General features: G+C 70.6%; 27 protein-coding genes. 8 read left to right on the top strand and 19 right to left on the bottom strand.

The window, feature by feature from the left end:
• The coding region (locus tag T328_RS15720; protein ID WP_496496647.1) for a TraG/TraD/VirD4 family protein at positions 1-592 on the top strand (592 nt) is incomplete at its 5' end.
• 61 nt (positions 593-653) lie between these two features.
• Here the strand turns inward: T328_RS15720 and T328_RS15715 are convergent.
• The 10 genes from T328_RS15715 to gvpO are packed head-to-tail and all read right to left on the bottom strand — an operon-like array spanning position 654 to position 5,896.
• Positions 654-962 carry a gas vesicle protein K gene (locus T328_RS15715; protein ID WP_496496646.1) on the bottom strand — a complete coding sequence of 103 codons (309 nt, stop codon included), beginning with the start codon at positions 960-962 and terminating at the stop codon, positions 654-656.
• The gene (locus T328_RS15710) at positions 959-1,198 is read right to left on the bottom strand and encodes a gas vesicle protein (protein ID WP_496496645.1); all 240 of its coding nucleotides are present in this window, start codon (positions 1,196-1,198) and stop codon (positions 959-961) included. The genes T328_RS15715 and T328_RS15710 overlap by 4 nt, the downstream gene beginning before the upstream one ends.
• Positions 1,185-2,036, bottom strand: a complete 852-nt coding sequence (locus T328_RS15705; RefSeq protein WP_496496644.1) for a GvpL/GvpF family gas vesicle protein — start codon at positions 2,034-2,036, stop codon at positions 1,185-1,187. Before T328_RS15705 ends, T328_RS15710 begins: the two co-directional genes overlap by 14 nt.
• Positions 2,036-2,416 (bottom strand): gas vesicle protein, encoded by a 381-nt coding sequence (locus T328_RS15700; protein WP_496496643.1) that lies wholly within the window; start codon positions 2,414-2,416, stop codon positions 2,036-2,038. Before T328_RS15700 ends, T328_RS15705 begins: the two co-directional genes overlap by 1 nt.
• A complete protein-coding gene (locus T328_RS15695) occupies positions 2,413-3,387 on the bottom strand; it encodes an SRPBCC family protein (protein WP_496496642.1) in 975 nt (324 codons plus the stop codon). The genes T328_RS15700 and T328_RS15695 overlap by 4 nt, the downstream gene beginning before the upstream one ends.
• Complete coding sequence (locus T328_RS15690; protein WP_496496641.1) at positions 3,384-3,929, bottom strand: hypothetical protein; 546 nt, start codon at positions 3,927-3,929, stop codon at positions 3,384-3,386. Before T328_RS15690 ends, T328_RS15695 begins: the two co-directional genes overlap by 4 nt.
• The gene (locus T328_RS15685; protein WP_496496640.1) at positions 3,926-4,231 is read right to left on the bottom strand and encodes a gas vesicle protein GvpG; all 306 of its coding nucleotides are present in this window, start codon (positions 4,229-4,231) and stop codon (positions 3,926-3,928) included. Before T328_RS15685 ends, T328_RS15690 begins: the two co-directional genes overlap by 4 nt.
• A gap of 1 nt (position 4,232) precedes the next feature.
• Positions 4,233-5,006 carry a GvpL/GvpF family gas vesicle protein gene (locus tag T328_RS15680; RefSeq protein ID WP_496496639.1) on the bottom strand — a complete coding sequence of 258 codons (774 nt, stop codon included), beginning with the start codon at positions 5,004-5,006 and terminating at the stop codon, positions 4,233-4,235.
• 3 nt (positions 5,007-5,009) lie between these two features.
• Positions 5,010-5,522 (bottom strand): gas vesicle protein GvpJ, encoded by a 513-nt coding sequence (gene gvpJ / locus T328_RS15675; RefSeq protein ID WP_496496638.1) that lies wholly within the window; start codon positions 5,520-5,522, stop codon positions 5,010-5,012.
• Between the two features lie 38 nt (positions 5,523-5,560).
• A complete protein-coding gene (gene gvpO, locus T328_RS15670; RefSeq protein ID WP_496496637.1) occupies positions 5,561-5,896 on the bottom strand; it encodes a gas vesicle protein GvpO in 336 nt (111 codons plus the stop codon).
• A 266-nt stretch (positions 5,897-6,162) separates the two neighbouring features.
• Between gvpO and T328_RS15665 the strand changes: the two genes are divergently transcribed.
• The 3 genes from T328_RS15665 to T328_RS15655 all read left to right on the top strand — a co-directional run bounded on the left by T328_RS15665 (position 6,163) and on the right by T328_RS15655 (position 8,763).
• Complete coding sequence (locus tag T328_RS15665) at positions 6,163-6,486, top strand: plasmid stabilization protein (RefSeq protein WP_496496636.1); 324 nt, start codon at positions 6,163-6,165, stop codon at positions 6,484-6,486.
• A gap of 128 nt (positions 6,487-6,614) precedes the next feature.
• Positions 6,615-8,438: a thiamine pyrophosphate-requiring protein gene (locus T328_RS15660; RefSeq protein ID WP_496496635.1), complete on the top strand. Its 1,824-nt coding sequence runs from the start codon at positions 6,615-6,617 to the stop codon at positions 8,436-8,438.
• A 52-nt stretch (positions 8,439-8,490) separates the two neighbouring features.
• The gene (locus tag T328_RS15655) at positions 8,491-8,763 is read left to right on the top strand and encodes a hypothetical protein (protein WP_496496634.1); all 273 of its coding nucleotides are present in this window, start codon (positions 8,491-8,493) and stop codon (positions 8,761-8,763) included.
• A 1-nt stretch (position 8,764) separates the two neighbouring features.
• Here T328_RS15655 and T328_RS15650 read toward each other — a convergent pair whose 3' ends face one another.
• The 8 genes from T328_RS15650 to T328_RS15615 all read right to left on the bottom strand — a co-directional run bounded on the left by T328_RS15650 (position 8,765) and on the right by T328_RS15615 (position 18,887).
• Positions 8,765-9,223, bottom strand: coding sequence for a hypothetical protein (locus tag T328_RS15650; RefSeq protein ID WP_496496633.1), 459 nt, complete (start codon positions 9,221-9,223; stop codon positions 8,765-8,767).
• A gap of 20 nt (positions 9,224-9,243) precedes the next feature.
• The gene (locus T328_RS15645; protein WP_496496632.1) at positions 9,244-10,506 is read right to left on the bottom strand and encodes a molybdopterin-dependent oxidoreductase; all 1,263 of its coding nucleotides are present in this window, start codon (positions 10,504-10,506) and stop codon (positions 9,244-9,246) included.
• Positions 10,507-10,651: 145 nt separating this feature from the next.
• Entirely contained in the window at positions 10,652-11,116 is a 465-nt protein-coding gene (locus T328_RS15640) for an acyl-CoA thioesterase (protein ID WP_496496631.1), read from the bottom strand.
• Between the two features lie 106 nt (positions 11,117-11,222).
• The gene (locus T328_RS15635) at positions 11,223-12,815 is read right to left on the bottom strand and encodes a S9 family peptidase (protein ID WP_496496630.1); all 1,593 of its coding nucleotides are present in this window, start codon (positions 12,813-12,815) and stop codon (positions 11,223-11,225) included.
• 229 nt (positions 12,816-13,044) lie between these two features.
• Complete coding sequence (locus T328_RS15630) at positions 13,045-14,328, bottom strand: hypothetical protein (protein ID WP_496496629.1); 1,284 nt, start codon at positions 14,326-14,328, stop codon at positions 13,045-13,047.
• A 65-nt stretch (positions 14,329-14,393) separates the two neighbouring features.
• Complete coding sequence (locus T328_RS15625) at positions 14,394-15,053, bottom strand: hypothetical protein (protein WP_496496628.1); 660 nt, start codon at positions 15,051-15,053, stop codon at positions 14,394-14,396.
• A 137-nt stretch (positions 15,054-15,190) separates the two neighbouring features.
• Positions 15,191-18,223, bottom strand: a complete 3,033-nt coding sequence (locus tag T328_RS15620) for an AfsR/SARP family transcriptional regulator (RefSeq protein WP_496496627.1) — start codon at positions 18,221-18,223, stop codon at positions 15,191-15,193.
• A 151-nt stretch (positions 18,224-18,374) separates the two neighbouring features.
• Positions 18,375-18,887, bottom strand: coding sequence for a cupin domain-containing protein (locus T328_RS15615; protein WP_496496626.1), 513 nt, complete (start codon positions 18,885-18,887; stop codon positions 18,375-18,377).
• A 425-nt stretch (positions 18,888-19,312) separates the two neighbouring features.
• Between T328_RS15615 and T328_RS15610 the strand changes: the two genes are divergently transcribed.
• The gene (locus T328_RS15610; RefSeq protein ID WP_496496625.1) at positions 19,313-19,990 is read left to right on the top strand and encodes an RNA polymerase sigma factor; all 678 of its coding nucleotides are present in this window, start codon (positions 19,313-19,315) and stop codon (positions 19,988-19,990) included.
• The gene (locus tag T328_RS15605) at positions 19,987-20,217 is read left to right on the top strand and encodes an anti-sigma factor family protein (protein WP_496496624.1); all 231 of its coding nucleotides are present in this window, start codon (positions 19,987-19,989) and stop codon (positions 20,215-20,217) included. Before T328_RS15610 ends, T328_RS15605 begins: the two co-directional genes overlap by 4 nt.
• A gap of 127 nt (positions 20,218-20,344) precedes the next feature.
• On the opposite strand, the gene T328_RS15600 is transcribed toward T328_RS15605, so the two are convergent.
• Positions 20,345-21,322: a lactonase family protein gene (locus T328_RS15600; protein ID WP_496496623.1), complete on the bottom strand. Its 978-nt coding sequence runs from the start codon at positions 21,320-21,322 to the stop codon at positions 20,345-20,347.
• A gap of 627 nt (positions 21,323-21,949) precedes the next feature.
• Here T328_RS15600 and T328_RS15595 point away from each other — a divergent pair.
• Complete coding sequence (locus T328_RS15595; protein ID WP_496496622.1) at positions 21,950-22,549, top strand: Uma2 family endonuclease; 600 nt, start codon at positions 21,950-21,952, stop codon at positions 22,547-22,549.
• Between the two features lie 870 nt (positions 22,550-23,419).
• Positions 23,420-24,058, top strand: a complete 639-nt coding sequence (locus tag T328_RS15590) for a hypothetical protein (protein WP_496496621.1) — start codon at positions 23,420-23,422, stop codon at positions 24,056-24,058.
• Positions 24,059-24,156 lie beyond the last annotated feature (98 nt).

Raw genomic sequence — 24,156 nt, 5'->3', positions numbered from 1 at the left:
CCCGCCGATGACGGCGGTCCTCGACGAGGCCGCCAACGTCTGCCGTATCTCCGACCTGCCCGACCTGTACAGCCATCTCGGCTCGCGCGGCATCAACGTCGTCACCCTGCTGCAGAGTTACCGCCAGGGAAGCCGGGTGTGGGGTGATGCGGGCATGGACGCGATGTGGAGCGCTGCCACCATCAAGCTGCTCGGCGCGGGCCTGGACGACGCCGACTTCGTGGAGAAGGTCTCCAAGCTCGTCGGCAACGCCGACGTGCGCACCCCGTCGATCTCCAAGAGCAAGGACGGCACCTCCCGCTCCTACTCCTACCGGCTGGACCCGGTGCTGCCCGCGGACCGTATCCGCGCCCTGCCCAAGGGCACCGCGCTGCTGCTGGCCACCGGCGTACGGCCCGCGCTGATCCGCCTGCGCCCCTGGTACAAGGAGCCCAACGCGGGCGCCATCTCCGCGGCGGCCAAGGCCGAGACCGCCGCCATCACCGAGCGCGCCACCCGCGCCTGGTCCGGCACCGCCGGCGCGGGCATCACCGGCACCGCGAGCAGGTGGCAGCGGGACGCCGTGCCCCTGCACAAGGACACCGCCCGCTGAGGGCAGCCGCCGTGTCGTACCCCGGCCGGACCGTCCCGTAGGGCGCGGCGGGCCGGCGGGCTCAGCGTTCGAGCAGGGTGCCCAGCGGGCCGAGGTCCAGGTTCAGGTCGTCGCGGGCCAGTCCGTGCTCCGCGCAGAGGTCGTCCATGCGCTCGTCGAGCAGCATCAGCGTGGTACCGATCCGCTCCACCTGCTCGTCGGTGAGGTCGTCCTGGTCGCAGCGGCGAAGCGCCTGCCGCTCCATGAGCTGACGGAGCAGCTCCACGACGGTCAGAACCAGCGAGACCAGGTCGCGGCCCACCCGGTCGGGGTCGAGGTCCAGCCGGCCCGGGGCCGGCCCGCGGGCGGGTTCGTGCGAGCCGGCCGTCACAGCGGACCACCGCCTCCCCACGGGGCGGCCACGCGTTCGTTGACGGACGACAGCAGCGCGTGCAGGGAGACGCGCACCAGCGGCACCTCCGCGATCGCCAGTACGAGGTCGCCGCTGACCACGACACCGGTGTTCAGCACGCGGTCGAGCAGGTCCACCAGCGGCACCCCGATCGGTGCACCGCGGTCCGGCTCCTCCCAGGAGACGACCTCGCCCACGTGCTCACCCACCGGCACCGTTCACTCCTTCGTCCACGAACGAGTACGGCACCCACGGGCCGGTCAGCTCGATCTCGACGTCCCGGCACTCCGGGCTCCGCCGCAGCCGCCGTACGGTGTCGACGACCTCACCGGCGCGTGTCCCGGCGACCAGGTAGGCGGCGTTCAGGAGATGCGCACCGCGCCCCGCGGTGAGGGCGGTGTCGTGCGGACGCAGCCGCCGGCCGGCGACGGCGAGGCCCGCGAAAGCCCGGTCCACCGCCTCGGCGGCCCGGAGACCGGCCTCCTGCCGACGCTCCCGCTCGTGCTGTACGCTCCGCAGCCGGTCCAGGTACGCGTGGCCGGGGCGGGCCGCCGCGCGCTCGTGCTCCGAGCCCGCCGGTGCGTGCGCGGCAGGCGCGGAGCGCCGTCCGGCCGGCCGCGCGTACACCTTCACACCCCACTCCGCTCGGCCGGCGATCCGCCGCAGAGCCGCGGTGAAACGGCCCCGGTCGGCGCCGAGCGCGGCCCGGGCTCGTGCGTCGCCGTGATAGATGGTCGCCAGGGGGAAGGGGAGGACCGGCGCGGTGGCGGCAGCGGCGGTGATCACGGCGTGGTGGGCGCGGGCGCAGCGCTCCAGAGCAGTCCGGTCTGTCAGCCGCTCGCGCAGCGCGTCCTCGCCGAACTCCGCCGTCGGCACGTCCTGCACCACGGCCGCGAGCCCGCCGAACCGCAGCAGCCGCACAGGCGAGCCGAGCGCCTGCCCCGGCAGCCCGGACAGGGCGGACTCGTCACCGCCACGGCAGACCGCGTAGACGTACGTGGCCGTGCCTGCGGGTGCGTCCGGCGGCGCCGTCGCGGGCACCGTCCCGGTCATCAGTGGCGCCCCTTCCGTACGGACTCCCAGCCCACCCGGTCGCGCTCGCGCCGGTCGGCCTCCGTGCCCGACTCCAGCTCCGCGACCCGCTCGCGCAGCCGCAGGTTCTCCTCCTCGACGGCGTCGCGATGTGCACGGGTGGAGAGCGCCGGATCGGTCTCCCACCAGTCGATGCCCGCCTTCTTGGCCGTCTCGACGGATGCGACGAACAGGCGGAGGCGGATGGTCAGCAACTCGATGTCGAGCAGGTCGATCTTGATGTCCCCGGCGATGACGATGCCCTTGTCGAGGACGCGTTCGAGGATGTCGGCGAGGTTGGCCGGACCCGAGGGGGTGGAGGGGGCGTGGGAGAGAGGGCGTTCAGCGATGCGTTCTGTCACCTTCGCCGCCCCCCTCGCCCCTTCCGGTCGTCTTCGTCTTCTTCTTCCTCCTCCTCCTCGTCCTCCTCCTCGTCCTCGTCCTCGTCCTCTTCTTCGTCGTACGGCTCTTCGTACTCCTCCTCCTCCTCCTCCTCGCGTTCCTCCTCCAGGGCCTCGTCGTGGCTGCGTACGACCTCGCCGTCGCGGATCTGACCGCGCCAGCCGTCCGCCTCCTCCGACTGGAGCGTGACGTAGCGCTGAAAGTGCTTGAGGTCGAGCCGGAGGCGGCGGCCTTGGGCGCGCCAGATGCTGCCGGTCTTCTCGAAGAACCCGGAGGGGTAGTACTCGACGACCACCGCGACGCGCGTCAGCTCGTCGTCCAGGCGGTGGAAGCTCACGGCACCGCTGGTGGTGCCCTTCGAGCCCTCGGACGACCACACGATCCGCTGGTCCGGGACCTGCTCCGAGACCGTCGCCTCGTAGCTGCGGGAGGAGGGCCAGACGCGCACCTTCCATGTGGACTTGGTCTCGTCCTCCTCGTCCCGGGTGACGTTGCTGACGCCGTTCATGAAGCCGCCGAAGTCCTCGAACCGCGTGAAGTGGTCGTAGACCACGCGCAGCGGCCGCCCGATGTCGACGTGCTCGATGATGTTGATGGCTTTGAGGTCGCCGGGCTTGCTCCCGCCGCCCGCGCCGAGGGCTTCCTTCGCCTTGCCCGTGACCTTTTCCTGGGCCTCCTTGGCCTTCTCCGTCGCCAGTACCTTCACGGGGTTCTCGCCCTTGGCGGCGCGTGCGGCGGTCTCGGCGAGGGCACCCCCGTCGCCGCGCGCGAGTCTGCCGGGGTCGGCAAGTTCGCTGAGCTTGTCGGTGGCCTTGCCGACCGCGTGCTTGCCGGCGGCGCCCAGGTACTCCCGGAGCTGGTCGCGCAACTGCTCCAGCGGCTTGGGGCCGGCGTTGTCGTCGGTATCGGCACTTCCGCGCTGAGGTGTCATGAGCGCTGCCTCCCGCGGGGCCGGTCGGCCGTCTTCTTGCCGGTGCTCCTGCCCGCGCCCTTCCCCGTACCGCGGCTGCCGCTCCCGCCGCCGGAGGGAGCCTTCTTCCGCGGGCCGGTGGCCGCGGAGCCGGCCCTGCCCGTCTGCTTCTTACGCCCGGGGGGCCGCCGGTCCGCCGCGGCGGTGTGCCGGCCGCGGTCCCGGTCCTCCTCGTCCCGGTCCTCACGGGCCTCGCGTTCTTCCCCCAGTGCACCGAGGCGGTCCGTACGCTCGCGCAGCGATTCGGTGAAGGACTCGACACGGCGGTCGAAGAGCGAGCCGACCGCCGCCATCATCTGGTCCTTGACCTGGCCGGACAGCCCCGTGAGCGGGGGCGTGTCGCCGGTCTTCCCGGCTTGTCGTTCCCGCAGGGCCCGCGGTGCGAGCCGCTTCCCCGCGACGAGGGCGGCGAAAGTGAGGGCGAGCTTGGCCTTCTTCGTCCTGCCGAGGAGATAGCCTCCGGCGACTCCGGCAAGCACGGTCGTCTTGCAACTGTCCGTCATGACTCACTTCCTGGACTCGGAGGGTTATCGGGATGGCCGGCGCCGCCGGGGTCTCCGGGCGGTACCGGCAAGGCGGCACCGGGCTGCTCCAGCAGGTCGAGCAGGCGCTCTTCCTCGCGCTCGAACTCCTCCTCGCCGAGTTCCCCCGCCTCGTACGCCCGGTTCAGCTCGACGAGCTGGACCCGCAGGGTGCCCGGGTCGTACAGCTCGCGCTCCGCGGCGTCGAGCAGCCGGTCCGCCACCCACTCCACGCCCCGCACCGGCAACAGCGGCAGCAGCAGAACCCCGCTCAGCAGACCCATGTCAGCTCCTCACCACCGCGGGCCGCGGGGCGGCGCCGGCGGTGGGCCGGGCCCCTTCCCGGGGAACAAAGCTGTAGCAGGGCAGCGGGCCCGTCAGCCGCAGCTCCACCCGGTCCCGCAGCTCGGCCGCCCTGCGGTCGACCAGTTCTCTGCAGCGGTCGGTGTGCGAACGCGGGAGGAGGAAGGAGGTGTTGAGCACGCATCCGGGGACGTCGGTGCCGCGTACGCACTCGTCGGCGAGCACGGCCAGCTCCTGCGCGACGCTGCCGGCTGCGTGCGTGGCCCGCCGGCGGAGGCCCTCGGCGATCGCCGAGCCGAGCCGGACGTTGCCCTCGTAGGACGGCCGCCCGCGGACGTCCGCGGCCAGTCGGCGTACGGCAGGGTCGTCCCGTACGAGGGCTTCGACGCCGCCCCGCGCGGGCATGGCCTTGAGGTTCATCTCGGTGCGGCCGTCGAGCCGTCGCAGGGTGGCGAGGTGCGTCGGGGCCGCGGCGTCGAGTGCGCGCCGAACCGTCCCGGCGCCGTCGGCGACCATACCGAACCGCATCGGCAGCACAGGGGCCACCGCACACAGGGCCAGCAGCAGATCCTGGTGGCCGGTCAGGTCGCGTCTGCGTGCCCGCAGACCGGGCGGCACGTCGCTGACGACCGCCGCCAGCTCGCCCGCCGGCAGCAGCCGGGCCCGGGCCGGCGGACTGCCCACACCGCGCAGGCCGGGCGGCAGTAGCAGGCCGGCGTCGACGACGGCATACACGTAGAGCGAAGTGGACGCCACGGCTCACGCCGCCCTGGAGTGCCGGCTCGAACGGCCGGAGGTTTTCGCGGCCTTCTTCTTGGCCGGCTTGGAGCGGGTGCCCGAGCTGCGCCTGCGAGGCGGGGCCTTCTCCGTCTCCTCCTCGTCCTTCTCGTCGTCCTCGAAGTCCTCGTCCTCGTCTCCGTCGATGCCGATCGCCTCCTTGACCTGGCCGCCGAGGGACTTGGCGGCTTTCTTGGCGCCGGCGGGGACCGCACGGCGGGACATGCCCGCGAAGAGGTCGGGGACGGTCCTGCTGGAGGCGTCTTCGTTGAGGTCGAGGCGGTTGCAGACCTCGGCGAAACGCAGATAGGTGTCGACGCTGGCAACCACGACGCGGGCGTCGATCTTGAGAATCTCGATGCCGACGAGCGACACCCGGACGAAGATGTCGATGACCATGCCGCGGTCGAGGATCAGTTCGAGGACGTCGTAGAGGTTCCCGGCGCGCGGGACGCAGACCGCGGCCTCGTTGTACGTGGTGGTGGTCGTCGCCATCGGGAACCTTCCTCTTCTTGGGGTGCGCGTCGCCGCCGTCAGTCGTCCCGCGCGCCGCGCCGGTAGCGCCTGATGCGCTCGTACTCGACGAGGCGCCCCCCGGTGTCGAGTTCCACCGCGTAGGTCGCCAGCAGGCTGGTCGTGTCCGGAATCCGCGGCACTTCGAGCACGTCCACGTTCACCAGCCAGCCCTCCTCGGCCCGGCGCACGGCCGACACGCCTTCGGTCGGATGGTCGATGAGGCGCGCCAGGCTGCGGCACGCCTGTCGGGCGGCCTCCTCGGGCCCGTCGACCGCGGCGGCCTTGGCCCCGGAGGCTCGTTTCGAGGTGGACTTCGCGGCGGGACGGGTCCGCCGGTCACGTTGCTCGGGCACACGCACAGTCTGTGGCGGCAGTGGTGTCCCCGCACGTGGCGGTGGTCCATCCGGGAGCTACGGGCCGTACCGGCGGGGCACGGGGGAGGGACGGCGGGCCCGCGGAGCGCGCGTACCGGGTACGGCCGGACGCGGGTCGCACAGCCCTGCCGGGTCCGATGCGAGGAGGGCGATCAGCCCGCCGGGGGGCGTTCTGCCCGTTTGATGTCGCATTGGGGGTGGCACACGATGGTGTGGTCCGACCGCACAAGCCATCAGGAGGCGTCATGCCGAGCGGATCCAGCCCTAAACGAGAACGCCAGTACGAGCACATCAAGGAAGACGCCCAACGGCGCGGCACGCGCACCCGGCGGGCGAAGGAGATCGCGGCCCGCACCGTGAACAAGGAACGCGCCCGCACCGGCGAGGCGCGCCGCGCAAGCCGTACGTCCACCAGGGACATCTCCTCCGGGAGGAGGGGCGGCCTGCGCTCCCGCTCAGGCCCCGGGGGACCCACGTACGACCAGCTCTACGCGGAAGCCCGGCGCCGCAACATCCATGGCCGCTCGTATATGAACAAGGCCGAGCTCAAGCGCAAGCTCGGGCGCTGAGAGCCCCGGGCGCGACGTCGGCTCTCACCCGCATGGCCGAGTGCCGGCCCGCGGGCGGCGCGCGGCGTGCCGCAGGCCGGCACCGACCGCCGCGCAGGGCCGCCCCGCCATCGTCGAAAGGCCACAGCATGTCGACCAACGTTTCCGATCACATCCTCGAACGTCTGCGGGAGTGGAAGGTCGAGCACGTCTTCGCCTATCCGGGCGACGGCATCAACGACCTCCTCGCCGCCTGGGGCCGGGCCGGCAACAGCCCGCGGTTCATCCAGGCCCGGCACGAGGAGATGTCCGCCTTCCAAGCCGTCGGCTACGCCAAGTTCTCCGGCCGGGTCGGCGTGTGCGCGGCCACGGCGGGCCCGGGCGCGATCCACCTCCTCAACGGCCTGTACGACGCCAAGCTCGACCACGTGCCCGTCGTCGCCATCGTCGGACAGGTCAACCGCAGCGCCATGGGTGGCTCCTACCAGCAGGAGGTCGACCTCCTCAGCCTCTACAAGGACGTCGCCTCCGACTTCTGCGAGATGGTCACCGTCCCGGAGCAACTGCCCAACGTCCTGGACCGCGCCATGCGCACCGCCATCGCCCGCCGTACGGTGACCGCCATCGTCATCCCCGCCGACGTCCAGGAACTCGAATACTCCGCGCCCGAGCACGCGTTCACGATGGTGCCCTCCAGTCTGGACATGTCGAACTACGCCCCCGTCCCGGCCGAGAACGACATCGCGCGCGCCGCGGAGTTGCTGAACGCCGGCGAGAGGGTTGCCATCCTCGTCGGCCAGGGCGCACGCGGCGCCCGGTGGGAAGTCATGGAGGCCGCGGACCGGCTGGGTGCCGGCGTGGCCAAGGCGCTTCTCGGCAAGGACGTACTCGACGACGAACTCCCCTACGTCACCGGTGCGATCGGCCTGCTGGGCACACGGCCCTCGTACGAGCTGATGCAGGACTGCGACACGCTGCTGGTCATCGGCTCCAGCTTCCCCTACACCCAGTTCCTCCCCGAGTTCGGCCAGGCCCGCGCGGTGCAGATCGACGTCGACCCGCACATGGTCGGCCTGCGCTACCCGTTCGAGGTCAACCTCGTCGGCGACGCGCGCACGACGCTGCAACGGCTGCTGCCGCACCTGCGGCAGGCCGAGGACGGCGGCTGGCGCACGAAGATCGAGCAGAAGAACGCGCGCTGGTGGGAGGTCATGGAGCGGCGGGCCGCGGTCGACGCCGATCCGATCAACCCCGAGTACGTGGTGCACAGCCTGAACGGCCTGCTGCCGGAGAACGTCATCCTCACCGCCGACTCCGGCTCCGCCGCCAACTGGTACGCCCGCCACCTGCGGCTGCGCGCCGGCATGCGCGGATCGCTGTCCGGCACGCTGGCCACCATGGGCCCGGGCGTCCCCTACGCGATCGGGGCGAAGTTCGGCTGCGGCGACCGCCCCGCCGTCGCCCTGGTCGGCGACGGCGCGATGCAGATGAACGGTCTCACCGAGCTGATCACGATCCAGAAGTACTGGCAGGACTGGGAAGACCCCCGGCTGATCGTGGCGGTGTTCAACAACCAGGACCTCAACCAGGTCACCTGGGAGATGCGCGCCATGAACGGCGCGCCCCAGTTCCCGCCCTCGCAGTACCTGCCCGACGTCGCGTACGCGGACTTCGCGCGCTCCCTCGGCCTGGGCGGCGTGCGCGTGGACAAGCCGGACGAGGTGCAGCACGCCTGGGAGACCGCGCTGGCCGCCGAACGGCCCTACGTCCTCGACTTCCACACCGACCCGTCCGTGCCCCCCATTCCGCCGCACGCGTCCCTCGACCAGATCGAGGCCGCCGCGGCGTCCGTGCTCAAGGGCGACAGCGACCGCGCCGCCATGGTCCGCCAGGGCGTCAAGTCCAAGCTCCAGGAGATGCTCCCGGGCGGTGCACGCCGCGAGAACCGGTCGGACACCGACGACGACCAGTGACACACGGTCCTGCGATGCCGCCGTCGCTACTGGCCGGTTTGTGGGTCCGGCGATGGTGGGTGCGGAAGGGGCGGCGGGGCTGCACGTGCGGCGCAACGTCGACGGCGTGGTGGTGCAGTGGGAGCCCGGCGCGGAACTTGATCCCATTGGACGTGGCCGCAACGAGCACGACGGCATCCGGGCGGCCCTGCGCTACGCATTACTGGCGACCCTCACCCAGGCCGGCCATGCCGTCCACGTCGACCACGACTGCGACGACATACACGTCACAGGACCCGCGCCACCTGGACCTCCTCGGGCGACAACGGAGCCAGCAGGAGACTGACTCAACGCCAGGGGCGGAGCCGACGCCGTGCCGAAGCCGGCTGCGGTGTGGCCGGTGGTGGTGTGTGGCGGTGCCGGCGGTGTTGCCAGGCCGCTGTTGCGGCGGTGGCCGCGGCGGTGGCCGCGACGACCGTGGTCAGGCCGAGTGGGTAGTTGAGGGGGAGTACGGAGGGGTCGGTGGGCTGGCCGGGGCGGAGTAGCACGGGTAGTGCTACCAGGGTGACCGTCCCGGCGGTCAGCAGTCCGGCGCGCCACACGCCGCGCAGTTTCCCTCCGGTCAGGAGGAGTCCGGCGGCGAGTGTCGCCGGTGCCAGCGCTCCGTCGTGGAGGGCGAGGGTGCCGGTGGCCCACAGCAGTACGTCGCGGGCGGTGCCCGCCCGGGTTTCGGTGAGGAGGTGTTCGATGCCGACTGCTCCCAGGCCGAGCCCGGCGGTGATCAGCAGGAGGCGGATCACGGTCATCGGGGTTATCCGTGCGGGTTTCATCCGGAGATCACTTCCAGGTGGGTGACCCATTTGGTCTGCATGACACCGGGGCGGTTGGGGGCGATGACGCGGGCGGGGTAGCCGTGGTCGGGTGCCAGCGTGTCGCCGTTGAGTCGCAGGGCGAGCAGGGTCAGGTCGTCGCGGGTGTAGGTGCTGTCCATCTCGGTGATGCCGTATCCGCCGCGGGTCTGCAGTGATATGACGCGCAGTCGTGCGCCGTCGGGCAGTCCGGCCCGGTGCAGCAGGTCTTTGATCCGCACGCCTTCCCAGTGGGCCGATTTCGACCAGCCCTCCACGCAGGCGATGGGCAGGGTCGCGGAGTGCTGGGGCAGGGCGCGTAGCTGATCGAGGGTCAGTTCGTAGCCGGTGGGGCCGTCGACTTTGAGCCGCCAGGCGGCGACGGCCTGGCGGCTGATGCCGGCGGCGCGGGCCGTGCGGTTGACGGGCAGCCCCTGCCGGCCGTGGTCGGGGTGGCGCGGGGCCAGCAGGTTCAGGGGGGCCAGCGGGGTCACCGACTGGCCCGCCGTCACGACGGTCACCGTGCCCACCGCCACACCGAGACCGACCAGCAGGGACCGGCGGTCGGCCTGGACAGCGCGCGCCTCCTCATCCGCCGCAGCCGGCCCGGCCGCCGCACCCGGCCCGTCCGGCCCGTCCGGCACGTCCGGCACGGCGAGCGCAACCGGCTCGGCGGGTGCGGCAGGTGCGGCGGGTGCGGTGTCCGGGTGCGGGCGGGCGGGGGTGCGGGGGCGGCGCCAGTTGGCCGCGATCTTCGGTGCCTTGGCGGCCAGGTGCACCAGCAGCGCGCCGACGATCACCCAGGCCAGGGCGTAGTGCACCGGCCGGAAGGAGAACGGCCAGGGGTACCACTTCGCGGTGTTGAGCAGCCCGATGAACATCTCCAGGGTCATCGCCATGACCAGCACCGCGATCGACAAGCGCTCCAGCGCGTGCCCGACCCCGCGCACCGGAGGCCACTCGAACAACCGCGGATACACCGTCCACAGCTTCACCAGCAGCAGCGGGATCGTCGCGATCCCGCAGATGACATGGAGCCCCTGGGTGACGCGGTACCCCGACACCGGCCTGGTCGGCAGATGCCCCACCAGCCACCCCGGCGGCTCCTGCAGCAGATGGCTTATCAGCCCGGTGAGGAACAGGACGAGTACCGCCAGGCCGAGCAGGCGCCCGACGACGGTAGCGGTACGGGCATCGTGCAGACGCCCCGAAAACGATGGAGGACGGAAACGCATGTGCATACCCCTATCCGACGCCCTCACAAAGAGAATTCACAGACCTCTCCGCCTTACAAAAGCCTGACGAACACACACGACCGCCGCGGATCCCGCGGGCATCCACGCGGTTGCGGCGTGATTCACGAACTGCTGCCACCCGACACCCGGCTCAAGATTCGCCGTGCGGCACTTCAAGATCCTGGGCGGCCTTTCGAGCCCGGTCGGACCACGGCGTCGGCTTGAGCGTGGTGGCGTCGATGCAGATGATCGTGCGCCTGCCGTACGCGTACGTGGTGTCCCCGTCGGCTGAGCACACCCGGTAGCCCGCGGTGCACGAGGTGTTGCCCTGGCGCTCCATCCACAGGTGTACGGCGAACTCACCGATCTTCCCTATCGGGAGGTCGAAGGTGATGGTGAACGTCTTGACGAAATTGAAGGCATCTCCATCGAGGCCGGAGTCGCCGACGAAGCCACGGTCACCCCAATAGGTCACCCACGCTCGCTCAACCAGCACCGCGTATCGGCTGTTGTGCAGCACGCCCATCGAATCCAGATCGTCATAATTCACGGTGACCGGCACCAGGACACCGACATCGGTGCTCGGCAGGGGTGTGATCTCGTCAGTACGCGTCATCATTTCCTCCTTGGGGGACATAGGACGTTTCACTCGGGTGAAGGTTCACCAGCTTGGTCCGCAGGCTTCCGCCCAGGTGCCGGGCGAGGAAGCGGTCGGCCGCGCGTTACATGTCGATGTCGTTCTCCGGATTCGCGAAGCCGTGGCCCTCGTCGTCCTTGACCAGGTACTCGACCTCGACTCCACGGGCGCGCAGCCCGTCCACGATCCGGTCGGATTCGTTGGCAACGGGTACGTCGTTCGCGCCCCGCAGGATGGCGACTCGCTTCCGGTCCGCGTAGCCCCGCTCCACCACCCAGTCGACGGCGTCGACGAGGTCGTCGTGCATCTTCGGCGCCAGCTCCCCGATGCCGGCCTTGGTGAACGCCTTGCCGAAGCCGGACGAGCCGCGGAAGTTGACCTGGAGCACCGCGTAGCCGCGGTTGGCCAGGAGCTGCTCGAAGGGGTCGAAGCCCCAGGTGTCGCGGTGCGACGGCCCGCCGTGGACCAGCAGGACCAGCGGCAGCCCCGCCGGGTCCGCACCCACGGGCAGCGTCAGGTACGCGGGCAGGGCGAGTCCGTCGCGCGAGTAGACCGTGAGCGGGGTCTTCGGAGCCAGCGCTCCGGGGACCAGGTGCGGATACGGCCGGAAGAGCAGCCGGCTCTCGCCGGTGGAGTGATCGTAGAAGTAGGTGACACCGGGGTCGCGGTCGTGCGTGAAACTGACGACCCAGCGCTGTCCGTTCTCGTCGCCGGACACGACGGCCAGGTCGCCGTCCGACAGCTTCTCCAGGTTCTTCAGCACGGCGGCGAAGTGCGGGTCGAGCGCGCGGATCACTTGCCGCTCGCCGAGGTAACGCACCCCGGCAAGCTCCCCCGTGCGCCGGTCGAGGATGAGCGGCGAGGGAAGGGACGGGAAGACGGTGTGCCGCGGGTCGAGGTCGAGGACCGGGTGGTCGTCGACCTCGCTCTCCTCCGCGGTGGCCAGGTCGAGCCTGATCAGGCGGGTGCGGTCGCTGTCCCGGTTGGAGCCGATCCACGCCCCGGTTCCGTCCGGGGTGACCTGGAACGGCTGGATGCCCAGCGGGTAGTCGGAGCCGTCGAACGTCACGACGGGGTGCCACGTGTCCCTCCCGGCATCCCACCTCGACAGCTGGATGTCGCCGTCGTCCGTCGGGCCGTGGGCGTACAGGTCCCCGCCGGGGGTGTACAGCCAGCCCTCGGCCCGGCCGGGGTTCTGTGCCAGCATCGTCAGCTCACCGGCGGCGATGTCGAGTTCGTAGAGGTCGAACTCCGTGCGCTCCCGGTGATTCAGGTGCAGGAGCGCCTTGCCGGGGCGGGCGGGAGTCGTCTCGAAGCCCGTGGCCCTGACGCCGGCGAAGGGGGTGAGATCGACCGCCTCGCCGTCCGGGTTCTCCAGATCGACGCGGAAGACGTGCCGGTTCTCGTCACCGTCACCGTCACCGTCCTGCTCGTAGAGCAGCCACCGCGGGTCGTCCGCCCAGTGGTAGGCGTGGACGCCGCGGTTTCCGTCGGCGGTGACGCGGCACGCCTCCTCGGGCGCGTCGACGCTCTCCACCCACACGTTCAGCCGCCCCCGCCATGGCGCCAGGTAGGCGATCCTGGTGCCGTCGGGCGAGATCGACGCGGCGGTGCGGACGGGCGCGCAGAACAAGTCCTCGACGGTGAGGTGCGGGACCTTGTGTGAAGCGGCGAACATGCGATCACTTCTTCGGGTTCTGGGCGCTGTCGGCGCGTGAGCAACGGCTCGGTGCATCAACACGGAGCGGTTCCTATGCCGCCGAGCCATCGGCAGTCAGCACTGGATTCAGCACCTCCCGCTGGACACGTTCTGCCGTCGACAAGCACCACGGGGCTGCCGGAGTTTCGGTTCACCATTTCCGGTACGGACTGGGCGAGTGGCCGCCGCGCGGTGCCCGGGGCTTTGTTCATTTCTTGCCGGAGGAAGACTGGAGTGCGCGGAAGTCGTCGAAGAACACGGGGTTACGTGCCAACTCGCCTGCCGGTGACCGCTTGGCGACACGGTTGGCGTGAAGGCTGTTCAGCAGCCACGGCATCTTTTCCGGCCCGATGCCGCGCACCATGGCGGGCCCCTGGAGCCCGCCGTAGGTCGCCACCGCCAGCCGTCCGGTGGCACGGAACCGCCGCACCTGGTCGGTCAGGTAGTCCTGGCGTGACGTGAACCACGGGCTGTTCATCAGCAGGTCGTGCCATCGTTGCTGCGGTACGGGACGCGCGGCGGCGTTCCGCACCTCCTTCCATACCGGGGTGCCGGCCGGCACCCCGTAGCGGTTGGCGTATACGGCGGGGACCGGCTCGCGCCAGTGCTGCCGCCACCAGTGCACCAGGGAGAACTCGGTGGCCAGGAAGAGCTGATCGGAGCGGATCCGGGGCAGCACGTGCTTCGTAAACGCCTCGGCCTCCTCGACGGCGCTGACGTGCGGGTGGATGTCCACGCCCTCGATCTCGGGGGTGGCCTTGACGTGGGCCAGCCAGTCGTTGACGGCGGGGGTGCGCCAATCGGGGTCGTCGAGGCGGTTGAGGGCGCCCATGTACAGGCGGGTGCGGCAGTCGGACCCGAAGCGCTTCTTGCGCTCGGCGATCACATGCGCGGCAACGGCTTCGTAGAAAGGATTGAGGAGGGTGGCGCGGTCCTGCGTGCGCGTCTCCAGGAACGGCTCGTTGCCGATGACCAGGATGTCGACCTTGTCCAGTGCGGCGTCCAGCACCGTGTCGAGGCGGGTGAGTTGAGCGTCCATCGCGCTGGTGCCCGGCTGCGGGAGAGGCTTGTCCTGGTGGGGGAACTTCAGCGAGAGCACGGTGCCGTAGCCGTTGCCGGCGAAGGACAGCAGGGTGCTGACCACGGGCTGGCGGGGCGCCGGCACGGTGTCCAGGTCGGTCAGCGGGACGAAGCCGCGGACCCACTTCGCGCGCAGGCCGTCCAGCACCGCGGGGGTGGTCCCGATCGGCTGCTCGTTGAAGTTCACGCCCAGCACGTCCCGGGGGGCCGCGGGCCGGTCTCCGGCCCCGGGGCCGTCGCCCGACGTGCCTCCGGCAGCGCCGCCGTCGTCGTCGTCGGAGCCTGCGTCTCCGCCCGAATCGCACCCCGCGAGCAGCAGGCCCGCACCGCCGGCGAGGCCGAGGAACCCCCGCCGGGTCGGCCTCCGGCGATCACCCCGGAACTCGGCCTCCGGTCCACCCGGTTCCAGCATCTGCGTCTCTCCGTTCACGTGGCACGTGCCGCACTGTGGCATGCCGCACGGTGTGCGGTGGGCCGTCAGGAAAGTCCGGGAGAGGACTGCCGCAGGACGTGGTACCGCTGTTCATGACCGCGGGTGCGCCCGGTGCGCGCCTGCATGTTGTAGTACACGTCGAATTCCTGGTTCTCCCCGTGGAACAAGTCGGCCCGGGTGCCCGACTTGCCGATGTTGGTCATGATCCGCCGGTGGATCTGGATGTTGCCGAACTCCAGGCTCGCCATCGCGCGCGCGTAGTAACCCGCGGGGGTGATTCCTTCGGCCGCGGCCAGTTCTTCGGCATTGCCGATACGGGCGTGCGTTTCGATGAGTTCGCGCGTGGGTTCCGTGGCGGCGTGGATGATCTCGAACACCGCGGTTCCCATCAGGAGGCTGCTGCCGTGCTCCCGTACGCTCTTGTGATAGGGGTTCAGAAGGACCGTCCGGCTTCGCGGATGCCACTCGCCGACGCTTCGATCCAGGGTGCGGCCGAAGCGCACGGTTATGGGTCCGGCGCTGGCACGGGCGTCCTGGAAATCTGCGTCGGGGAGATTGGCGATGTACCGGGCGACCCGGCTCATCAAGCGCCAGTTGGTGCCTTCCTCGAAAAGGGTCTGGCCCATGACGGCTCGATAGCCGGTCTTGCGGGGAACGGCAGGAGCCGGTACTTGAGAAGTGTTCGGTTCGGGATACTTGGCCATGGACGTCCGTTTTCCAGTCAGATGGTGAGGGCACGCTCCGCCGGCAGCGCGCCGCCTGCCGGGAACAACGGTTCGGTTCGGCCAGCGGTTCACCCGCACCGGCCGGTCACCGGGAGGAGTGAGCACGGCGTACGTGGTCACGGTGCTCGACCGCCCTGCACTCGTTCGTCCAGGTCGTGGAGTTTCCGGCGGATCTCTTCGGTGTCCGGGTGGTCGATCGCCTCGAAGGCCGCGAGCGCCTGCCGCCAGGTGGTGTGGGCGCCCTCCGGGTCACCGGTGTCCAGGAGGACGTCGCCGAGGTGGTCGAGGGTGCCGCCCTCGACCCAGCGGTTGCCGACGTCCCGGTGCACCTCAAGCGCCTGGCGGTAGTACTCGATCGCGTCGTCGTGGCGGTGGAGCCGGTACTGGACCGTGCCGAGGATGTCGAGCGTGATGCCCTCGACCCAGCGGTCGCCGATGGCGCGCAGGATGGTCAGCGCCTCCTGGAGGTGGTCGGTGGCCTCGTCGTACCGGCCGAGCCGCTGGTAGGTGTCGCCGAGGTTGACCAGGACGACGCCCTGCCCCCAGGGGTTGCCGCTGGCCCGGTGGAGTGCCAGCGCGCGGCGGCCGTACTCGACGGCCTTGTCGTGCCGGCCCGCCTCCATAAACGTGTGGCCCAGGTTGGACAGGGCCCGGGACCTGCCGCGGATGTCGCCGAGTTCCCGCCAGAGGATCACCGTCTGCCGGAGGTGGATGATGGCCTCGTCGAACTGGCGCATCGATGTCAGCGCGGCGGCCACGTCGCCGTGGCTCCACGCCTGCCCGACCCGGTCGCGGTCCTCGCGGGCGGCGTGGAGGGACGTGCTGGCGATGTCGAGCCAGTCGTGGAGGTGGCTGCGCAGATAGAAGAAACCCCACAGCGCCGAGGTCAGCCGCCATGCGGTGCCCGCCCGGCCGGTCGCCACGGCCTGGTGCACCGCGGCGATCAGGTTGGGGCGTTCGGTCTCGCACCACTCCAGCGCCTGGTCGTGCGCGGTGAACGCCAGCGGACGGCAGTCCGCCGGCAGCGGCGTGAGCGGGATCCGGCGGCGGTGCGGGGTGAGGTGGGGGTAGGCGGCGTCGGCGGTGTGCAGGTACCAGGACAGCAGCCGCTCCACCGCCCGGTCCCGCTCCTCCTGCGTCTCCTGCGCCTGTACGCGCTCGGTGGCGTAGACCCGCAGCAGGTCGTGCAGGGTGTAGCGGCCCGGTGTGTGCTCGATGAGCAGGTGGGCGCGGGTCAGTTCGGTGAGCAGGCCGCGGGCCTCGCGGACGGGGAGCCCCGCCAGGGCGCCCGCGGCGGGCGCGGAGATGTCGCGCCCTGGGTGCAGGCCCAGCAGGCGGAACAGCCGGGCGGCCGGGACGGCCAGCGCCTCGTAGGAGGAGGAGAACACGGCCCGTACGTCCGTGTTGAGATCGCCGCCGGTGAAGGCGTCGAGGCTGCCCCGGTTGTCGCGCAGTTCCTTGGCGATGGCGCTGAGCGGGAAGCCGGGGTTGGTGGCCGCCCTCGCGGCGACGATGGCCAGGGCCAGCGGCAACCGGGCGCAGCGCGTGATGATCTCCTTCGCCGCCTGGGGTTCCGCCGCCAGCCGCGCGGCGCCGACGCGGCGCACCAGGAAGCCGTGGGCCTCGGTGGGCGTCATCGGGTTCAGCGTCAGCGGCTGCGCCCCGTTGTTGGCGATGAGGTGGGTGAGCTGGCTGCGGCTGGTGATGATGACCAGACAGCCGGGTGCACCCGGCAGCAGCGGCAGGACCTGCTCGCTGTCGCGGGCGTTGTCCAGGACGATGAGCATCCGCCGGGTCGCGAGCAGGCTGCGGTACAGCGCCGCTTGCGCCTCCACCGCCGCCGGTATGCGCTGCGTGGGAACCCCCAGCGCGTCGAGGAAGATACGCACCGCCTCCGCCGGCGGCACCGCGGACCCGGTCGGGTCGAAGCCGCGCAGGTTGATGTACAGCTGCCCGTCCGGATAACGGTGGGCGATCCGGTGCGCCCAGTGCACGGCAAGGGCGGTCTTCCCGATACCCGCCATGCCGCCGATGGTGCTGATCAGCACGGCGGCCGGCTGCGTACCGTCGTCCGGCAGCAGGGCCTCGGCCCGCTGCAGTTCGGCCTGCCGGCCGGTGAAGGTGGCCAGATCGGCGGGCAGTTGCGCAGGGCGGAGTGGAGGCCTGGCGACCGCGGGCGTCCCGTCCTCGGACTCCGGATCAGAGGATGACCGGTCGGAGGGGAACTGTGCCGTCCGGGGGGCCTGCCTGGTGGCCGCGGGCCCCGTCGGATCGGCCCTCTCTCCCGGCGCGGAGAGAGCAAGTGACCCGTCGGCCGACAGAATGCGGTGATGCAGCTCCCTCAGCGACGCACCGGGCTCGATACCCAGCTCCGTTACCAGGGTGCGGCGCGCCCCGCGGTACGCCGACAGTGCCTCGGCCCGCCGCCCGGCCCGGTGCAGCGCCAGCATGAGCAGCCAGCACAGCCGTTCCCGTAGCGGGTGCTCACCGGTCAGCGCGGTCAGCTCGGCGATCACCTCGCTGTGGCGGCCGAGCTGGAGATCGATCTCCAGCCGGGTCTCCAGCGTGGTGAGCCGCTGCTCGGCCAGCCGGGAGCGCTCGGCCTCGGCCAGCGGCCCGGGCAGGCCGGCCAGCGGCGTGCCTTCCCACCCGTCGAGCGCGACTTGCAGCACATCCGCGGCGGCCTGCACCGCATCCGCGGCGCGCAGCTGCTTCGCCTCGGCGACCCGCTGCTCGAACACGCCCAGGTCCAGGGCGCGTTCCGCAACGTGCGCCAGATATCCGTCCGCGGCCGAGACGATCACCTGGTACGACCCGCCGGCGTCGCGCCCGGGTTCCAGTACCTTGCGCAGCCGCGAGGCGTAGGTGCGCAGCACGGACACGGCCGCGGGCGGTGGCCCGTCACCCCATACGGCGTCCACGAGTTCGGCGACGGTGACGGGCCGCCCGCGTCGTAGCAACAGGGCCGCCAGCACCGCTCGTTGCTGTGGGGAGCCCAGCTCCACCTCGCGGTCACCGCACCATGCCCTGACCGGTCCCAGTACGGCGAAACGCAGCGATTCCTCGTAGGCTCCCGGCCCCTTCTGGTGGTCTGCCACCCGCATGGTTGGTGGGCCGATCTCGTCCGCTGGACCACGTGTTGCCTTCATGATGATGATCACTTCCTGACCGGCATACCGGTATATAAAGTAAGTGGGAGGTTAAATTCCTCGTTCGGCACCGCAGCCGGCATCGACCGCCATGGCGGCGTTCCGTACGAAGGTGGTGAGGTCGGGGTGGATCAGCGGGGCGTTGTGGGGGTCACGCGTCCGTCTCAAGGAGGTGTGCCGGGATCATCTCGTTGGCGGCGACCGGTGGTCCGAGGACGATCTGTCCGTTTGCGGCGGCTGCCCTGCCCAGGGCCTCGGGGGTGACGGCCCAGCCGGCGGGCTTGGGCCGGGACCGGTTCCAGCCCGCGTCGCGGAAGAATCCCTCCATGCCCGAGGGGGTGGCGACCGCGAGCATGTCGACGTTGTCGGAGCTGAAGCGGTAGGCGTGGGGGATGTTGCGGGGCAGGAAGGCGATGCCGCCGGCGTGGAGTTCGAAGCGGCGGTCACCGATCCAGACCAGACCGCTGCCGCTGAGCATCACGAAGATCTCGTCCTCGTGGGGGTGCACGTGTACCGGTGATGCCGTGGGGGACGGCACGGTCGAGCGGAACATGCTCAGGTGGCCACCGGTGTGCTTCGCGTTGAGCAGAACCTCCATGATCCCGCCACCGATCCACTCCAGCTGCTCGTGCTCACCGGCCTGGGCCACATAGGGAGAACTCACTGCAATCCTTCCTCGATCCGAGTGACGATCACTGCGGATGCTGGGCGCGTCGCTCTGATACAGGGTGTCCCAGAAATCTGGGGACCTTCATCGAGCGGATGTACCGGCTCAGTCAGTCGGGGCTCGCAGACGTTACAGATCGCGTCTCGCGCATCTCGGTGGGACTGTCGAGGTGCCCGTTGCCGCCGGGCGCCCGGACCGCGCGGGTCAGGGAGGTCGTTGCGGGCAGGGGATGCACACGGTGGGCCGGTCCCGTGGTGGGCGCGGTCGGTTGACTTGCGGGAATCCGCGCTGGAGGTGTCTTACGGGACGATGACCCGACCGGCGTCTGCCGGGATGCTGAGACCGGGCTGCCCTATGCTTGCCGCGGGGGAATGGCGCCACGGCGCCAAACGCCGACATAGGGGGCGGTTTTGGGGGCGCGTGTGGTGGTCCCACCTGACGAGGTGCTGGTAGCGCGCCTGCGGGCGGGCGACGAGGAAGCCTTCGCGCTGGTGCTGGACGCCTGGTCAGCGCGGATGGTGCGGCTGGCCATGTCCTTTGTCTCGACGCGGGATTCGGCCGAGGAGGTCGTCCAGGAGACCTGGCTGGCGGTCATCAGAGGGATCGACCGCTTCGAAGGCAGGTCGGCGCTGAAGACCTGGGTCTACCGCATCCTGGTCAACACCGCCAAGGCGCGCGGGGTTCGCGAGCACCGGACGGTGCCGTTCACGAGCCTGCTGCCGGAGGACGAGGAACCGACCGTCGATCCGTCGAGGTTCCAGTCGTCCGTCGACCCGGAGCCGGGCCACTGGACGTCCGCCGGGGAGCCGCAGCCATGGCAGACCCCCGAGGGACAGGCGCTGCGCGGCGAGGCCCGGGCGGTGATCACAGCGGCGCTGGCCGACCTGCCGCCTCGGCTGCGGACCGTCATCACCCTGCGGGACGTCGAGGGATACGGGTCGCAAGAGGTGTGCTCGCTACTGGAGATCTCGCCCGGAAACCAGCGGGTGCTGCTGCACCGCGCGCGGGCCGCTGTCCGCGCCCGGCTGGAGGAGTACTTCGCGGGCGTGCAGCCGCCGGCGTTGCGCAGCGCCGGAAGCGGGAGGGACGTGAGCTCATGAGCTGTTCCGAGTTCGTTGACCTGGTCACGGCGTTCCTCGACGGCGTGCTCCCGCCGCAGGAAGAGGCCCGGTTCGTCGAGCACATCGCGTTGTGCGACGGGTGCGAGACGTACCTCGGCCAGTTCCGCCAGACCATCGCCGCGCTGGGCGAGCTTCCCGCCGAGTCGATCCCGGGAGAGGCGCGGGAGCAGCTGCTGACCGCGTTCAAGGACTGGCGGCAGGGCTGAGCCGCCCGCGGGACGCCGCCCGCGGGACGCCGCCCGCGCGGGACGTGCCGCCGGGCCTGCGGCCTTCGCAGCGGCAGACCCGGCGGAGTTCGGTGGTGCCGGCGGAGCCGGAGACCCGGAGGCCGGGCTACCGGATGACGGCCAGACCGGAGGTGCTCGCAGGCAGGCCGGAGATCGGGACGACCGGGCTGCCGAGACTGCCGCCGTCCTTGAGCGGGATGGCGCTGACGTGACCCTGGCTGCTGTCCAGGACCCACAGGACGCTGCCGCCGACCTCGGCGTCGATCGGGGCGCCGCCCGGCGTCGCGGCGGCGCCGTCGATCAGCTTGAGCGATCCGTCCGGCTGCACGGCGAGCGACGACATCGTGCCGGAACCGGCGTTGGCCACGTACGCGTACCGTCCGGTCTCGTCCACGGCCACCCAGCAGGCGGCGCTCTGCCCGGTCGGGATCGCGGGCGTGGTGTTACGTACGCGGTTGTGCTCCACCTCGTACCCCGTCACGGTGCTGCCGCCCGCCTCGCCCGCCGAGGCGTTGGACACCACCGCGACCCCGCCGCGTCCGAAGGCGAAGCCGAACGGGGTGACGCCGGTGGCCGCGGTGGCCGTGGCCGGGCCGGGGCGGCCGAAGGCGTCCAGCGGGAGGACGTCGATGGTGTTGGTGTTCCGCTCGGTCACGATGAGCGCCCGGCCGCCCGGGACGACCCCGATCTGTGCGGGGTTCGAGCCCTGGGACGACAGCGGACGGCTGCCCCTGGTCGCCAGGCGGTCGCCCAGCAGCCGGAACGCCGTGACCGTATCGCCGCCCACGACGTACACGCCGCTGCCACGGGTGGCCACGCTCACCGGGTTCTCGCCGGTCTCGGCCGAGTCGAGCAGGCGCAGCCGCCCGTCAGGGCGGACCGCGAAGGCCGACACAGTCGCCGAGCCCTGATTGACCGCGAACAGATGGTCGCCGTCGGCACTGGCCGTCACCGCACCCTGGGAACCGAGCCCGGCGCCACTTCCGCTGCCGCCGGTGGCGAATGCCCCGATCTCCGACCCGTCGGACCGGAACGCGAGCACGGCATTGCCGTCGGCCGCGTTGCTCTGCACGTAAACGTTCATTCCGCCGTTCCCGTGAGGGGCAGGACCTTGGCCCTGCTCACCAGCGTGCACCGGTGCCGTGAACCCGGCCGCCCCGGCGACCGAAGCGGCAGCCGCCACGGTGACGGTCAGGGTGCGCAAGGCGCTTCTTCTGGAGATCACTGTGCTCCTCAGTTGACTGTGGGCCGTCGATCGGCCACTACGTAGCCGACGGGTGGCGTCCCGCCCGGCGCCCTGACGCGGCGCCGACCGGCGCTCTTCCCGGCGACAGCAGGTTCAGTGTCCGAACGCCGCCCCGCGTTACAGGCGCGTCGTGCGGCCCGGGCCGTCCTCGGATCAGCCGCTGGTGAGCCTCTTCAGCCCAGGCCGGCCCGCGGCGGTCAAGCGCGCGTGGGCTGCCGGTACATGAGGTCGAACGCGCCGGTGGCGTGGTGGTGGGCGAGCCGGTCGAGACCTACCCGTACGACGTGAAAATGGCCACCTACAGCACGACGGCGACCCAGTGGAAGCCGGTCTCCCCATGACAGCGGTCCCATGCGCCGGGTGGGTGTCCGCCTCGGAAGCGCAGCTGCTGTGGCAGCGCAGCCGTCCGATGAACCGCCACCAGTCTCCCGGCGCGGACCGTACCGGAATCGGTAACCTGATGCCATGACCGCCCTGCCGGACTGGATGCGCCCGCCCCGCCCTGAGGGATGGTTCGCGGATGACCTGGATCAACTCCCGCAGGCGCCACGGCACACTGAGCTGATCGACGGAGCACTCGTCTTCATGATGTCGCCACAGCGGTCCTGGCATGGCCGTCTTGTCACCGCGCTCACCGTCGCACTCGCCGAGCAGGCGCCGGACGCCCTGGAGGTGGAGCGGGAGATGACCATCCGGCTGGACGAGCGTAACCGGCCGGAGCCCGATCTGCTGGTCACCACCGCTGCCTACGATCCGGACCGGACCTGGTACGCGCCCGAGACCGTCCCCCTCGTCGTCGAGGTCGTCTCCACCGAGTCCGCCCACCGCGACCGCGGGGTCAAGCTCCGTAAGTACGCAGAGGCCGGGATCGCCCACTACTGGTGCGTCGAGGACGAAGACGGCGACCCCGTTGTCCATGCATACGAGCTGGACACCGCGACCGGGGGCTATGCGCCGGCAGGGATCTTCCGGGGCACGCTGAAGCGCCCGGTGCCTTTCGATATCACGTTGGATCTGACTGCTCTGGTGCGCGGAAAAGCCCACGGCGGGGCCTCATCCCCATGACCGAAGGCACCTCGATCAGCCTCGCGGGCCCCTTCTGACCGGCAGCAACGGCACGAGGCAGCAGTCAGCGGCATGGCCCGGCACGATCACTGAAGTCCTGGTCAAGCGTAGGTCGTCGGTTCGAATCCGACAGGGGCTCCACTTCCGGCCCTCCGGCGCCCCTGATCTGTACGTCCTCGCGTTCCGGGCGGGACGAAAAGCAGAGGCGATGTCCGAAATGGCGACCACCGCGACCGCCATCGCCGCGACGGTCAACGGATCGAATCTGGGTTTCATGCGTGAGCACCGCCGTCTGCGGAAGCCGGGAGACTCGGGAGATGAGGCGAGGTGGCGACGACGGACTGGCGCCGACGCGTCCTCAGCGATCCGGCCACCTGTGGGTGGCAGCAGCACGGCGAGCCGGCGCAGAGAACGGTGCGCGGCGGAACGAGGGGTGCGTCCTCCGTGTCGCTCCTCCAACGTGGCGGAGCGCGGAACGGTTCATCCGCGGAGCAGACGCCTCCCCACGCCGCAGGCCGATCTCCCGCTTGCGTTCCAGCACCGGACCGGCGGGGATATCGGCTGCGTCGGCGTCGCGGGAACCGGGCCGGCCGGCCACCGCCATCGTCGGACCGTCCGACTGCGCGGCAGCGGTGACGGGGCCGGCGCGTCGGTGCCTCGTGGAGACGGCGGCAACCGGGTGGGCCTGGTGATGTGGCGGGGGGGCATCGAGCGTGGCGGGACGCGGGTCTCCGGGTGAACCGTCGGCGTCGCGGGGCCGTTGTTGCTTGCCGGAATGCCAGGTCAGGTCGGACCTCACCCGGCGGCAAGGCGACGAGGTGTGCCCGAGCTGACCGTCTCTTCACTCAGCTCGAAGATAAGGGAGTTGGTGTGAGCCTCAAAGAGCAAGAAGACCACATAGCTCGTCTGTATGTGGAAAAGGACCTTCTAGCTGATGACTTCGCCACGTTGCGCGATCGGAGGAGGCGGAACCAAAACGCACTGATGGAGCTGGGCCGGTCTCTGGATTACCTGGGGAACGAAAGACTCGGAAGACTGTTCCAAGCAGAGGATGATCAGAGAGTCAAGGCTGATGCGAGCAAGACTGAGTGGGAACCCCTGGGGCCAGCCAGAGATCTTCTATATAAAGCGTACTACCGTGGAGAAGTAAGTGAGCACGAGATGGGGAGTGCGAATGAGAAATTCATCAAGTCCTTCGAAAAAATGTTGGATGAGGGTGTGAGCCACTTGGAGGCCGCGGTACGTCACGTGAAAGAGGTGTCTTCGCGGGTAACGAGAATGCAGCAGCAAGCTGCTCGGCGGCCGGTCATTGCGGCGAATGCCGAGCAGGCAGAACGACGCGGCGAGCGTGCGGAGCAGAACGTGGGTCGATTCCTGGCCAGCGGCGGAAACCCTGACCGGGCGAGAGGGCCTGCTGCCAGCGGTTCCCACGATTCCAGGCCTCACGGCACCGGTCACCACAGCCGCAGCGTTGGCCCCAGGTCTGGAGGTCACGGGCCTGGACGTTAGAGGTCGTGCCGTTGGCGCATCGGCGGTAGTGGAAGGAGAGCGCCGGCGATGCCCACGGAGGCGCCGGGGTGGTTGCAGGTTCCGGGGGTGTCATGGCA

It is taken from the genome of Streptomyces sp. CNX435, assembly GCF_059570575.1.
Note: the sequence above shows the minus strand (reverse complement) of the source record. Positions and strands in the feature narration are given on the sequence as shown.

Bases quoted from the DNA above. Each gene is read 5' to 3' on its own strand.
- T328_RS15685 (WP_496496640.1), bottom strand. From the start codon at position 4,231: ATGGGTCTGCTGAGCGGGGTTCTGCTGCTGCCGCTGTTGCCGGTGCGG.
- T328_RS15645 (WP_496496632.1), bottom strand. From the start codon at position 10,506: ATGCACATGCGTTTCCGTCCTCCATCGTTTTCGGGGCGTCTGCACGAT.
- T328_RS15605 (WP_496496624.1), top strand. From the start codon at position 19,987: ATGAGCTGTTCCGAGTTCGTTGACCTGGTCACGGCGTTCCTCGACGGC.
- T328_RS15655 (WP_496496634.1), top strand. From the start codon at position 8,491: ATGGTGGGTGCGGAAGGGGCGGCGGGGCTGCACGTGCGGCGCAACGTC.
- T328_RS15660 (WP_496496635.1), top strand. From the start codon at position 6,615: ATGTCGACCAACGTTTCCGATCACATCCTCGAACGTCTGCGGGAGTGG.
- T328_RS15690 (WP_496496641.1), bottom strand. From the start codon at position 3,929: ATGACGGACAGTTGCAAGACGACCGTGCTTGCCGGAGTCGCCGGAGGC.
- T328_RS15600 (WP_496496623.1), bottom strand. From the start codon at position 21,322: ATGAACGTTTACGTGCAGAGCAACGCGGCCGACGGCAATGCCGTGCTC.
- T328_RS15705 (WP_496496644.1), bottom strand. From the start codon at position 2,036: ATGACCGGGACGGTGCCCGCGACGGCGCCGCCGGACGCACCCGCAGGC.
- T328_RS15630 (WP_496496629.1), bottom strand. From the start codon at position 14,328: ATGCTGGAACCGGGTGGACCGGAGGCCGAGTTCCGGGGTGATCGCCGG.
- T328_RS15640 (WP_496496631.1), bottom strand. From the start codon at position 11,116: ATGACGCGTACTGACGAGATCACACCCCTGCCGAGCACCGATGTCGGT.
- T328_RS15620 (WP_496496627.1), bottom strand. From the start codon at position 18,223: ATGAAGGCAACACGTGGTCCAGCGGACGAGATCGGCCCACCAACCATG.
- T328_RS15650 (WP_496496633.1), bottom strand. From the start codon at position 9,223: ATGACCGTGATCCGCCTCCTGCTGATCACCGCCGGGCTCGGCCTGGGA.
- gvpJ (WP_496496638.1), bottom strand. From the start codon at position 5,522: ATGGCGACGACCACCACCACGTACAACGAGGCCGCGGTCTGCGTCCCG.
- T328_RS15635 (WP_496496630.1), bottom strand. From the start codon at position 12,815: ATGTTCGCCGCTTCACACAAGGTCCCGCACCTCACCGTCGAGGACTTG.
- T328_RS15695 (WP_496496642.1), bottom strand. From the start codon at position 3,387: ATGACACCTCAGCGCGGAAGTGCCGATACCGACGACAACGCCGGCCCC.
- T328_RS15625 (WP_496496628.1), bottom strand. From the start codon at position 15,053: ATGGCCAAGTATCCCGAACCGAACACTTCTCAAGTACCGGCTCCTGCC.
- T328_RS15665 (WP_496496636.1), top strand. From the start codon at position 6,163: ATGCCGAGCGGATCCAGCCCTAAACGAGAACGCCAGTACGAGCACATC.
- T328_RS15595 (WP_496496622.1), top strand. From the start codon at position 21,950: ATGACCGCCCTGCCGGACTGGATGCGCCCGCCCCGCCCTGAGGGATGG.